This is a genomic window from Aeromonas sp. JL9 (genome assembly GCF_024436075.1).
Lineage (GTDB): Bacteria > Pseudomonadota > Gammaproteobacteria > Enterobacterales > Aeromonadaceae > Aeromonas > Aeromonas veronii.
On sequence record NZ_JANFNV010000014.1, the window covers coordinates 82,170 to 95,109 of the forward strand.

10 protein-coding genes are annotated in these 12,940 nt (G+C 52.1%); 2 read left to right on the forward strand and 8 right to left on the reverse strand.

Going from position 1 to position 12,940, the window contains the following annotated elements; translation table 11 throughout:
* Window positions 1-53 precede the first annotated feature (53 nt).
* Window positions 54-1,451 (reverse strand): TolC family protein, encoded by a 1,398-nt coding sequence (locus NOM06_RS12280; protein WP_255911770.1) that lies wholly within the window; start codon window positions 1,449-1,451, stop codon window positions 54-56.
* A 292-nt stretch (window positions 1,452-1,743) separates the two neighbouring features.
* Between NOM06_RS12280 and dusB the strand changes: the two genes are divergently transcribed.
* Window positions 1,744-2,709, forward strand: coding sequence for a tRNA dihydrouridine synthase DusB (gene dusB / locus NOM06_RS12285; RefSeq protein ID WP_019445016.1), 966 nt, complete (start codon window positions 1,744-1,746; stop codon window positions 2,707-2,709).
* 26 nt (window positions 2,710-2,735) lie between these two features.
* Entirely contained in the window at window positions 2,736-3,032 is a 297-nt protein-coding gene (fis, locus tag NOM06_RS12290; protein ID WP_005309538.1) for a DNA-binding transcriptional regulator Fis, read from the forward strand.
* 224 nt (window positions 3,033-3,256) lie between these two features.
* Here the strand turns inward: fis and NOM06_RS12295 are convergent, their stop codons facing one another.
* The 7 genes from NOM06_RS12295 to NOM06_RS12325 all read right to left on the reverse strand — a co-directional run bounded on the left by NOM06_RS12295 (window position 3,257) and on the right by NOM06_RS12325 (window position 12,831).
* Window positions 3,257-4,780, reverse strand: coding sequence for a class I SAM-dependent DNA methyltransferase (locus NOM06_RS12295; protein ID WP_255911773.1), 1,524 nt, complete (start codon window positions 4,778-4,780; stop codon window positions 3,257-3,259).
* Window position 4,781: 1 nt separating this feature from the next.
* Window positions 4,782-5,585 (reverse strand): hypothetical protein, encoded by an 804-nt coding sequence (locus NOM06_RS12300; protein ID WP_255911775.1) that lies wholly within the window; start codon window positions 5,583-5,585, stop codon window positions 4,782-4,784.
* Entirely contained in the window at window positions 5,582-7,315 is a 1,734-nt protein-coding gene (locus NOM06_RS12305) for an AAA family ATPase (RefSeq protein WP_255911777.1), read from the reverse strand. The genes NOM06_RS12300 and NOM06_RS12305 overlap by 4 nt, the downstream gene beginning before the upstream one ends.
* A gap of 3 nt (window positions 7,316-7,318) precedes the next feature.
* On the reverse strand, window positions 7,319-9,118 hold the full coding sequence (locus tag NOM06_RS12310; RefSeq protein ID WP_255911779.1) for a restriction endonuclease subunit S: 1,800 nt from the start codon (window positions 9,116-9,118) through the stop codon (window positions 7,319-7,321).
* Window positions 9,118-11,898: a type I restriction-modification enzyme R subunit C-terminal domain-containing protein gene (locus NOM06_RS12315; RefSeq protein WP_255911781.1), complete on the reverse strand. Its 2,781-nt coding sequence runs from the start codon at window positions 11,896-11,898 to the stop codon at window positions 9,118-9,120. Before NOM06_RS12315 ends, NOM06_RS12310 begins: the two co-directional genes overlap by 1 nt.
* A 208-nt stretch (window positions 11,899-12,106) precedes the next feature.
* A complete protein-coding gene (locus NOM06_RS12320) occupies window positions 12,107-12,514 on the reverse strand; it encodes a type IV toxin-antitoxin system YeeU family antitoxin (RefSeq protein ID WP_305120784.1) in 408 nt (135 codons plus the stop codon).
* Between the two features lie 2 nt (window positions 12,515-12,516).
* Entirely contained in the window at window positions 12,517-12,831 is a 315-nt protein-coding gene (locus NOM06_RS12325; RefSeq protein WP_120415769.1) for a hypothetical protein, read from the reverse strand.
* Window positions 12,832-12,940: the final 109 nt, after the last annotated feature.

Below are 12,940 nucleotides of genomic sequence, written 5' to 3' on the forward strand. Positions count from 1 at the left end.
GCGACCCTTGGTGGTCGAAACAGACATGAAAAAAGGAACAGACAGGACCGGGATCATGAGTTCACCTCGATCACCTGACCATGCTGATATTGATTGAAACTGTTCATCTGGCCGGAGAGGGCCAGCAGGCGGGCCAGCGACACCACATATTGATAAGCCGCCGCTGCGCGCTGGGTCTTGACTCCTGCCAGCTGGTTCTGGGCATCCACCACATCGAGGGAGGTCGAGAGCCCCTGCCCGAAGGCCTTGTCCCGCAGTAGTACGTTCTCCTCGGCCAGCGCCTGGGTGGAAGAGAGGGATTGATACTCCTCCAGCCCCTGCGCCGCTTCGCGCCAGGTCTTCTCGACCAGCAACTCCAGATCCTGGCGGGTCTTGGCTTGCAGCAGATTGACCTGCAGCTCGGCGCTCTTGGCGGCCTGCACCGTCTCGGAGCGGCCATCGCGGCTCACCAGCGGCATGCTGACACCCACCCCCACCAGCCAGTCCGGCGCAGTCTTGGAAGCGAGCGAATCATCTTCATAGAGGTTGTAGTTGCCGAACAGGAACACCTCGGGGGCATATTTGCCCTGCTCGACCCGGATCAGCCCCTTGGCCTGCTCCTTCTTGGCAGTGAGCAGCTTGAGACCGGGGTGCACCTCCAGGGTCTGGCTCACCAACCCCTCGAGGCGCGGCAGATCCTTGTTGACGAACAGGCCGCTGCCCGGCTGGGCATTTGGCAACTTCAGCATGCGGCCGAGGGCCAGTTCGGCGATCTCGAGGCTGCGGCGCGCCTTCTGGGTATCGATGCGCGCTCTGTCATAGGCCGACTGGGCGGAGAGGCGCTCCACCCTGGCGATCTGGCCCTGCGCTTCGAGCTTCTTGGCGTGATCCAGATGGTGGGCCAGCCCCTCTTCGATCTCCTGCTTGGTCTGCACCACCTGAACAGCCAGCACCACGCCGAAATAGGTCTGGGAGAGGCTCTCGAAGGTGGATTGCTGCTTGAGCACCAGCAACTGCTGCGCCTCGCTCACCTGCGCCTGGCGGATATCCTGCGCCGCATCGATGCGACCACCGGCAAACAGCGGCCAGAGCATCTTGACCGAGCTGGTCACCACATTCTGTTTGGTCAGGGGGGTGACAAATGCGTTGGCCCCGACCCCGAACAGGCTGCCGAGCGCCAGGATCAGATCTTTCTGCTTGGCCAGCGGATTGAGATCGAGGGCATCAAGTTCAATCGGCTGATCAAGATGGGTATAGCTGGCCCCCAGATCCACCTTGGGCAGATACATGTCCTTGGCCGCCTCGCGCAGCTGCTTGGCCCGATCGACCCCAGCCTGCTCGGCAGCCAGCCCTTCATCCTGCTGGATGACCCGGGTCCAGGCTTCGCCGAAACTGATGGTTTGCGCCTGCGCCGACCCCAGCACGGCTCCCATCAGACACGGCCAGAGTGATTTAATGAACCTTGACGTCATAGATCCCCAATCCGCTTTTGTTGCATAAATGTTTGGAGCATTTGCTCGACTTAAGCCCGCTATCATAACGCAAAGCGGGCCTGCAAGTGGACTGACAATTATGCAGGCGTCCGACCCGAATGGTACAGCGATCAGTCTCCGGCAATCTGGCCGTTTTTCAATAACTCCAGAATTTGCAAGCCTTGGCGCGACGTTTTTTTCAGAAAAAAATGGCTGACGCTCAAATACTAACCTTTTCTCCTGCCTAAAAAATGCGTAATATACGCCGCCCTAAGCCGATGGTAACCGTGGAATGCAGATAGGTCCCCACACGCTTGAAACTCCCTTGATTGTGGCTCCCATGGCCGGTGTAACTGACCGACCATTCCGTGAACTTTGTTTGCGATTGGGGGCTGGCATGGCCGTTTCCGAGATGCTGCTGGCCAACCCGGATGTCTGGGATACCCAGAAAACCCGGATGAGGATGGATCACTCTGCAGAAGGCGGATTGCGATCGGTCCAGATTGCCGGAGCCGACCCCGAGATGATGGCGTTTGCTGCCCGCTACAACGTGGAGCAGGGCGCACAGATCGTCGACATCAACATGGGATGTCCGGCAAAAAAAGTGAATAAGAAGCTGGCAGGTTCTGCCCTGCTGCGTGCCCCCGATCAGGTCAAAGCAATTTGCCGGGCCGTGGTGGATGCAGTGGAGGTGCCTGTCACCTTGAAGATCCGCACAGGATGGGATCCGGATAACCGCAATGGCGTGGAGATCGCCCGAATCGCCGAAGATTGCGGTATCGCGGCCCTTGCCGTGCATGGTCGTACCCGTGCCTGCCTCTACAAGGGCGAAGCGGAGTACGACACGATCAGGGCGATTAAGCAGGCCGTATCGATTCCTGTTGTCGCCAATGGTGACATCAACAGCCCGGAGAAAGCCCGGTATGTCCTCGACTATACCGGCGTTGACGCCGTGATGATCGGCCGAGCTGCGCAAGGACGACCCTGGATTTTCCGGGAAATCCGTCATTTTCTTGAGACGGGCACCAAGCTGCCGCCTCCCGAGAGGGAAGAGGTTCGCACCCTGATGAACGAGCATGTAACCAACCTGCACCGGTTTTATGGTGCATATCTGGGAGCGCGCATAGCCCGTAAACACGTGGGCTGGTATCTGGATGAAGAAGAGACGGGCCGAGAATTCCGTAAGCACTTCAATGCCCTGGATTGCGCAGACGCGCAACTTGAGGCACTCGAAGCGTATTTCGATGGATTAGGTTAACAAGATAACTAAAGAGCCGACCGAATATGTTCGAACAAACCCTGACTTCTGATGCATTGGTAACAACTACTCACAATCACGCTGCCGAGCCGACCCAGCGCCCCCTGCGTGACTCTGTGCAACAGGCCCTGCGTAACTACCTGGCCCAGTTGAACGGTCAGGAAGTGATTGATCTGTACGATATGGTTCTCTCCGAAGTCGAAGCGCCGATGCTGGACGTGATCATGCAGTACACCCGTGGTAACCAGACTCGCGCTGCCGTGATGATGGGTATCAACCGTGGCACCCTGCGCAAGAAGCTCAAGCGTTACGGCATGAACTAAGCCATAACAGCTAAGCTATTGAAAACAAAAGCACTTTCATTTTAATGGAAGTGCTTTTTTAGTTTTGAACCCACATTTGAACCCACAACTACTGAACTAGAGATCATTGTTGATGGCTCCAATGTAACGATGTTGAGCCATGCTTTCAGTCTCATTACTCCGCACCTCCTACTTTGCTTTCATCTAATGCAAAAGAGGGCCTAGGGCCCTCTCTGTCTTACTATCTACTCTGTATCTCTGCTATCAACACTGCTCGGTAGGTTATTTGCTACATCACGAAATGCGGCCAGAGCCGCTTCAAGGTGCTCGATAATTTCATGCTGCAGCACATCGGGAGGAGGCAGATCGTCAAGAGTGTCCAGGTTGTCATCTTTCAACCAGAAGATATCCAGGCTGGCCTTGTCCCGCGCCATCAAGTCCTCGTAGCTGAAGAACTTGAAGCGGTCTGACTCCTGCCGTTCATGTCGATTTTTCGGGTTGTAGCAGGTCACAAAATGTTGCAGATCGTTTAGCTTGAGCGTGCGAGTCTTCAGGGTGAAATGCTTATTCGTGCGCAGATCATAGAACCAGATCCCCTTGGTATGGGTTTGCCCATCTTTGGGTTTGGCGTCGAAGAAGACGACGTTTGCCTTCACGCCTTGGGCATAAAAGATGCCAGTGGGCAAACGCAGTATGGTGTGCACATCGCACTCTTCCAGCAATTTGCGGCGGATCTTTTCACCTGCCCCACCTTCAAACAGTACGTTATCAGGCAGAACCACTGCCGCCTTACCATCAAGCTTCAGCATGCTGACGATATGCTGCAGGAAGTTAAGCTGTTTGTTGGAAGTAGTTTCCCAGAAGTCCTGACGTTCGTAAGTTAGTGCATCACGATCTTCATCACCCTCTTCATTGGTGATAGTCATGCTGCTCTTTTTGCCAAACGGCGGATTGGCCAGCACATAATCGACCTTGGTTTTCGGCTCTGAAATCAGGGCGTCGGAGCGCTCTATCGCAGGTTCGCCATGCAGCTCGCCGATATTGTGCAAAAACAGGTTCATCAGGCACATGCGGCGTGTGCTGGGGACTATCTCGTTACCGTAGAAGGTCTCTTCACGCAAAAAGCGCGCTTGGGTCCTGTTGAGGTTGGGGGTGTCACGCTGCAACCAATCGGCGTTCTCTTTCAGCCAGTGACCCGTACCGGATAACCACTCATTGGCGACCAGAAAGAAACCGCCTGTGCCGCAGGCCGGATCGGCGATGGACTTCATCGGCTCTGGCTGCATACAGGCGACCATGGCTTGAATGATGGCGCGGGGGGTAAAGTACTGTCCGGCACCACTCTTGGTATCTTCGGCGTTCTTTTGCAGCAGACCCTCGTAGAGATCGCCCTTGGTGTCGGCATCCAGACTGATCCAGTTTTCCGCATCGATAAGCTGAACCAGGCGAGAGAGTTTGGCCGGATCCTGGATCTTGTTCTGCGCCTTGAAGAAGATGGCACCCAGCATGCCCGGCTCTTGTCCCAGCTTGTGCAGGATGGCCAGATAGTGCGCCTCTAACGGTTCGCCGGTTTTGTTGCGCAGGCTGCTCCAGTCATAGCCCTTGGGGACTTTGGTATCGCGGTTATAGGGTGCTTGCGCATATTCGTGGGCCAGCTTTAAAAACAGCAGATAGGTGAGCTGCTCCAGATAGTCGCCATAGCCGACGCCATCGTCGCGCAGGGTGTTACAGAAGTTCCAGAGTTTCTGGACTAGGGTGCTTGCGTTCATTTCAGAGTTCCAACAATTTTTGAATCCACGGATGATCTGCGTGCCGCTGTCCTCTCAAGAGGAAAATCATGTCCCCACTGAAAGGGGCTTTGCGGTTGATCGCGCGTTTTATTTTTTTCGCAACGCTAGTGAAATGCTCATCCATTCCAGATTGTCCGAAGAATTGCTTTGCTAATGCAATGTCGGCCATAAGACTCACTGCCGCGGCATGTCGTTGCTTGCAAGTAGGTTCATACTCGAGGTGATAAATGGATATAGATATCTCGGCTCTTTGTTTTTCTAGTGGATCTTGACTCGTTGGGCACGGCTTGCCGTTTTCCTGCTTGCACCCAATTAATTCGCAGTCGTTGAGGTCACAGGGATCGAGTAATGCGGGTTTTTCCTGTGCCAATGGCCCAGGTGCATAAAGACGGTCTGCTTCAACAATCAGTGGGAAACGATCTGCTTTGCCTCCGGCTGTCCCATTGTCGACGTCTTTGCGTCTACTGTTACAGAACGTGCACGCATAGCGATAATTTTTAGGTTCAAAACTTAACCAACGATATCCGTTATGTTGACGTGCTGCATCACTCACTTTGCCTTTAGGGCGAAAGTGGTCAACTGCATTGTCCGCGCGATCGACTGGAGACTCGCAGTACCAGCATTTTTTATTAGGAAACAGATCGGCCAATGCATCCTTGAGTTCGCGCCAGACGGCTGAATGATCGTCTGGTTTAGCTCCCGCGGCAACGGCAGCAGAGGCGGTAGCCGCTTTTTCTAACCATCCATCTGGCAACACTAATTCATCAATATCGATATATCTCATGGATCGACCCTATCCATCAGCTCATCATCATCGTCAGCCATCAGCTTATCAATCAGTTTGGTCGCAAGCTGCTCCCGCTCGATCCGACTCATCGCAAGCACTCTGTCCGCTATATCTCTTGGTTTTGTAACAGTAAAGCGAGCCATAAGGATTTCATTGCGAAGTCGCAAATAGCGCGAATATTCGTCATCAGGATGGAAAAATCGAAAGCCAAGGCGATTTAGTTGTGCGTTGATGATATCCAGTTCTTGCTGTTCATCTGCTGAGAGGCGTGATTTGGCGGCGAAAGCTCGTTGTGTTTCCAAAAGCAACTGTGTTGGTTGATCCAATGACGATGCAATCCCGAACATATCGCTGGTCACAATCGCCGCGTAACCCATACCTCGTGGTGCCATCTCTGGGTAACAGGCCACGATCCGGCGTTGTTCATTCTCTTTGCTCATCCGCAGGATTTGAACTTGCTCTCGGTCCAGTTCGGCAATGGCTAGAGGATTGTGAGTTGTGAGCAGTATATGACTGGTCTCTTCCTGGTTAGTGCCACTCGCAATGAACTGCTTGAGATATGAGATGTAATCCACGCTCCAGCGGGGGTTTAAGTGTGTGTCAGGCTCATCCAGTAGGAACAGGCTTTCATCTTCAGCGGTAAAGCGAAGCAGGCCGAGGACGGTGAGCAACTGCTGCTCTCCTTCACTGAGCTCGCGAAAGGTCACGCTACCATCGTTTTTCTTTAGACGAACTTTAATGCGAACTTCTTCAATCAATTCTGAAACATAGGTGCTCTCTAAATCCCGGAAAAACTGGGCTGGGGCTTGATCCCCCACTAAACGCCGCAGCGCCTCAATATCCTTCACATAGAGATACTTAAACTGCAGGGTCGTTTTGTTCCATATTGATGTCGATACCTGTCGAGACACCTCAATCGGTGCCAAGGCGATGTCATAGAGGCGTGATAAAAAATCACGAACCACGCCGCGAGCATTCCAGAAACGAGGGTCGCCATCTGGGGCTTTGGATTTCCATGGCGGTTGGCGTAGTACAAACAGTACGGATTCAATACCCTCATCAGGGTCTAGCCCTAGGTGTTCATCCAGAAAGGTTCTGACGATTTCCGACTGTTGAATCAAAAATGCGAGCAAAACGAACTGACTATGCACCGGCATGGCATAGAACAACCGCTTTAAACCCGGGTCTTCACCGTTACGCAGTTTGCTGTCGTAGCTTTCCAGGTAGGGGCGAAATACCTCATGCATACGCGGGCTTTCACCAGAGTAGTAACTGAATACATAGCGGGGTAGATAATCGCAGTCTGCATTCAAGAAGGCGGAGAGCTTAATGGCGTTACCACGCAAGGCTGACACTGTCTCTTCACCTTCGATGAATGGAATCAAAGTTCCCTCACCACGTGCCTGCAAATCTGTTGCAACATGAATGACGAAAGGCTCTTTTTCACGATCCGGGTCCGCATCTATGTGAATGTGGCGCAAATTTTCGTCAGCGCCCATGCGATAAGCCAGTTGAAAGGCAAAAGCGGGTATACGTTTTTTGGCGATCAAATCGCGGAAGATGATAGCCAATGCTTCCAGCACATTGGATTTTCCGGTGCCGTTCCAACCAATTACCACTGTGACCCAATGTTCTTCATCAAAATCGATGGTGACATTCTTCAGGTTTTTGAATTGGTGGGTTGGGCTCTCTTTGGCACTACCTATGGTGAGCTTATCTAAACGCATGGTTTAGCCCACCCACTTTAAATGGTCGGCGACCTTGCGGCGTTTTTTGCCTTCCGGTGTATCAACCAAATCGAAGAGCGCTTTGACTGATAGATGTTGACTCTTATCCAGTGCACGCAATTCAGCATACAGTGCTTCAATTTCTTCGGTCTGTGCACCATCGGTAATCCCACAGCGGCGAAAAGCCTCTTGTGCTGGCAGCCAGTCGCCTGCCTCGGTGAGTACATCGACTAATTTGCGAGCCACTGTGCTGCTCTCCTTTTTCTTGGTCTTGCGAGGTTTAGGCTGTTTGGCCTGCTCCGCCCGTTGAACGCGAATGCGTTCCAGCAGCACGCTGGCAGGCTCATCATTGGGATCTTGCGGTACTAATTGCCCTGCGAATGCAGCTCGTAGAATATTTTGGCGTTGGGCAGATGACTGCTTTAGTGCTAGCTCAATGCTGTGCTCTTGGCTGTACAAGGATTCAATCTGTACTCGAATCTGTTCCATAATTTCTAGTTGTTCTGTTGCAGGTGCAACCGGCACGGGGAACATTCTCAACATGGTCATGTTGATTGATGCGAGATTGGTTGTTTGCTTCCCTGCCTTTTGAAACCACAGTTTCCCGAAAGTATTCCCATGATGAGAAATCAGTTCAGATTGCATGTCTGCAATATATGGGCGCATTCGGAAAACATGATTTTGATGTATGCATTCAAATATTTGGTCTCGCCATACCCAACCTCGACCCAGTTTGTCGCGGTCCCCTCCTTCATTAAACAAAACGTCGCCATCCTGTAGCGAGAGTTCTGTAATGTCTTGCTCTGTTGCCAGAATGGTTTTCACTTCTGATAGATCAAGATAGCCACGCTGCACGTTGGCTACTCGCAAATAGGGAACTTCACGGACAGCAAGGTTGTTTGCGCGCTTTGAACCTTTGGCCACACCAGATGCAATTTCACCGAGCATGTCTAGCGATGCCCACACCCACCCTTCTGGCAGCGGCGGTAAATCGGTGGTATCGGGTTGTACTGGCTCCGGGTATTTCTTTTGCCACTCCTTGGGGGGCGTCTTGTCCTGTCCGGCAAATTTGGCCAACTGTTTGGCTTCCCAGCGCGCGCGGCGCTCCTGCAGAATGCGCTCCAGCAGTTGCGCTCCGCTTTCGGTCGCTGGGTTGTTCTCTCGCCACTGCGCAGTTAGCGCCCCTTCAACAGCGGCTTTGAGCAGTGACTGGCGATACTGGGCTAGTTTTTTCTGGGCACTCTTAAGCTCGGCCACGCCCACATCGAGATCAGTCAGTAGCTCTTCGAGTTTGGTGACAATACGGGTTTGTTCAGCGCGGGGAGGAAGCGGGAGACCGATATCACCAATAGTTTTTGATGATAAGTGCTTCACCGTTATCGATGAGGTGTTTTTATTTATTGCCGATAGATATCCTGGTAACGCATAAGCAAGAAATTTTTTGTCGTAAAAAGCAACATCAGGGGTAATTTTGCAAACCCGTTGATTTAATAGCGCAGTTTGAGAACCCCAAAAATTGGAATTGAAATCACCATCCATTCCAACGAGAAGATCCCCTGCTTTTACAAGGAAAATCTTATCATATGCTCCGTTGTAGTAGGTATTTGTTCGACCGGTAAGCACATCCCGTATCCGCACAAGTGGCACGCCAGCATCATTACTGAATGACGATGAGTTGAAGGGGGCACCATTAAGAATGTTAGCAACTTGTGCTAGATGAACTCTCTCCCATGTAGCGTGTTTTCCAAGGAGCCCTGACTTATCAGCCTCAATCAACTCCGAAACTGTCATTGTAAAAGCCATTACGCAACCAATTCCATATTCATCTCGATTATCAAGGTATCTAACTCCTTACCAAATAGTTGCCATGCCTTCTGCAGCCCGCCTTTGTCCGCCAGTTCGGCGTAATCAAAGTCATCGCGATGAATGTTGCAACTGCTGGCAATATGTTCTTTCATCAGACGTAACCACTCCATCTGCTCTGCGTTAAACGCTGTGGCACGCTGTGCGTTATGCCGGAAAACCCAGGTCTGGAAGCGTTTATCCACTTCATCAGCAAAAGGTTTGAGTTCACTATCCAGCCCCAATGCAAACCGAACCAGCGAGACCAGATCGGTAAGCTGACGTTTACGCTCAGCACCCTTAACCAAGTTGGTCTGGAGTCGCGCATAGGCCTCCCATAGGCGTTCAGTTGTGAGCATTAAAGGGGGCTTGGCCAAGTGTTCATACAATTGCTCGATCATATCAAAAGTCAGAGCTCGACGCTGATATGGTTGCTGATAGAAAAAGCTGAGTGCTGCAATTTCATCTTTATGGTTCTGAATGTAGCTAACGAAGCTCTCAATGCTAGCCTTGGCTTGGCTCTCTGCAGTTTCGGAGAAACCGGAAAAAGTCACTTGGTCCAAATTGATGTGATCGATGAGCTGCTCCCGTTCGCGTCGAGCATTTTCAATAGCCTCACGCAGCTCCGGTTTATCAAAGGGGGCACAAGCGGCAGACACCAGCTCAGCTCGTGCGGCAGCAAGTTCTTCTGGTAAGAGCGTATCTTCGTTACGAGTAAACCCTTGTGCTCGAGCAGCTTCCAGTGCAGTAGCGACTATTGCATCTGGATCAAGTGCAGCGATCAAACCTTTACCGAGTGAGCCGACACTTTGGCCACCAGCAGCTTTTTCAATCTGCACTTGAGCTTTGCTATCCAACTGTTTTGCCAATCGAACCAGGCGATTGGCTAATGACAGTAAGGTGTCATCGTCCCTACTGCCAAGGGCAATCCCCTGAAGTAGATCTTTTAACGGAAGATGCGGCTTTCTTTCCAGCGGACGGCTCTCTGTTTTGAGTGATTTTTCAACACCGACCGCATCGATCAGTACAAAGCGGGTTTTAGGGCCATCGGCACTGTTGCTCACTCGTTGTAGGCCATCAGCATCAAGTGAGCGAACCCCTCGTCCTTTCATCTGCTCATAGTAACCCTTGCTACGTACATCCCGCATAAACAGCAGCACCTCTAGTGGTTTGACATCGGTGCCAGTCGCAATCATATCCACGGTCACTGCGATACGCGGGTTGTAGTCATTACGAAAGCTGCTCAGGATGCTATCCGCGTCTTCTTCTGTGCGATAAGTCACCTTCTTACAGAAAGCATTTCCCTGACCATAAACCTCGCGTACCATGTTGATGATGTCGTCAGCGTGGCTGTCGGTTTTGGCAAAAATCAACGTCTTAGGAGTCTCTTTACGAGCGGGAAATATCTGAGTCTCCACCGCTTTCTTCATCGCTAGGATGACTTGGCGGATTTGACTCAAGTTGACCACGGAGCGATCCAACTCTTTGCCTGAGTAAAATGTATCTTCTTCGGTTTCACTCCAGCGCTTTTTGCGGGTTTGACGATCGCGATGGTCTACCCACTCTTTGGCCTTCAGCTCAGCACCTTTTTTAGTGATTTCAGTTTCGATTTGGTAGACGTCATACCCGACGTTGACGCCATCGGCCACCGATTGCTCATAGGTGTATTCGGCCACGATATTTTCGTTAAAAAAGCCGAAAGTGCGTTTATCCGGAGTGGCGGTCAGACCAACCAGGCTAGCATCGAAGTAATCAAGCACCTGCTTCCACAGGTTGTAGATGCTGCGGTGACACTCATCGATGATGATGAAGTCGAAGGTCTCTACCGGCACGGCAGGGTTGTAGCGCACCAGCTTCTGTTGCTTGGCGGTTTGTTGTATCTCATTGAGCGATATATCTTCGGCTGATTCGTCAATCGGTTCGCCACTCAAGATGGAATACATGCGCTGTATGGTACTGATACAGACCTGGGCATGCGGATCGATATTCGGAGAGGCAAGACGTTGCACATTATAGAGTTCGGTAAACTTGCGGCCATCATCCGGCGGTGTGTAGGCCATAAACTCCTGATGAGCCTGTTTGCCGAGGTTGCGGGTATCCACCAGAAACAGAATGCGCTTGGCACCACCGAATTTCAGCAAACGGTACACCGAGGTAATGGCGGTAAAAGTTTTGCCAGCCCCAGTTGCCATATGCACTAAGGCACGGGGTTTGTTTTTGGCCAATGAGTCTTCCAACCCGGTTACCGCGCCAATCTGGCACTCACGCAGGTTTCGCTCTGACAAGGCGGGCATCTGCTCGGCCAAACGGCGTCGTAAGGTCTCTGGCTGACCCAGCCAGAGCACTAAGGTTTCGGGTTTGAAGAAATGAAAGATCTCGCGCGAGCGCGGCACAGGATCGGCGTTATCAGTAAAACGAATGATCTGGCCCGTGGCTTCAAATAAAAATCGGAGCGTAGCAGCTTTACCCAACCACTTGACCTTAGCTGTCGAATAGCGCTCTGTTTGTCCTTCAGTAGTAGTAAGGTTGGCACCTGCATTATCTTTTTTCGCCTCAATCACCCCAACCATGTTGCGGTTTATAAACAAGGCGTAGTCGGCAGGTCCAGTATCTGTAGGAAATTCACGTATAGCGATACCTGTGCCAGCGGACAAGTTGAGCTGCTTCATGTCCTGAATGACCCAACCAGCTTGTTCTAGTTTGAAATCGATCAACTGGCGAGCCTTGGCTTCTGGCGTCATACGTCTTTCTTCCTGATCTACTTGGTTGTTGGGCTGATTTGAAGGGCACACATAGTGCCATAGCGACATAGCTGGAGCCAGTTGGTGTCGAAGATTCTGAGAGCTGCGTGAGAAAAGCAAAGGGAAGGCCACGAATTGGCCTTCCCCACGACCAACATACTTATCACGGACGAGAGGGTAAAAAATGTTACCACAAGCGAATGCGTGGTTACGCCTTGCTGCCGGGATTGGCATCCATGCTGGTCGCTGGGTAAATGGCTAAGTAGAGATATCCATGGCTACCCTGGGTATCGGCTTCGCAGGTGAAGCCGCCGTGCTGGATAGTGATACAGTGCTGACGTTGAGCATCCAGTTCTCCGGTCAGCAATTTTGCTTCCAGCGCCTTGATTATCTCCGGGAAAGCCTGGTCGAGCCTCTCTATCTGCATCTGACTCCACTCACCGATTAGACTGGCTCGATCGGATAGAAAATCGAGTCGATAGCGGCTCTGTATCAAACGAGCGCCAAAGCGTGGCGAGATATCACGCGGAAGGCCCCAGCTTATACAGGAGACTTGTGCGGGAACGTGTAACTCTGAATTGTGGGCTACAGGGTATGCGGAATGGCTCGTGGTCATAATTAGCGATACCTCAACTGGGTGTGGATGATAGTGCCAGGAACGTTGTGGCGCTGGCGCAGCTTGGTCAGGTATTCTGGGAGCTCGGTCAAGTTTGCCAGTCGCCCCCGGTAGAGCCGGGAGAGATTGATGTAGTCAGGATGACTCACGGTAATGGACACCTGATGTCCTGGCTGCCAGCGGCCAAACAGGCGGGCTTTTGCCTCCTTGATGGTGGTGATGCCGGGAGCGGGTAACGTCTGCCGGTTGCGCAGATGCAATTTGTTAAGCTCGGGGGCATAGCGATGCACCTCGAGCCCAGTGATTAGACGGGTCATGTTCGGTGACTCCAATAATGCCAAGGGCCAGCCTGTAGTGGTCTAATCATCCCGGACACCATTTTAGGTGGTACAGTCGCCACCATGACCTGAGGTGTTCAATGACAAG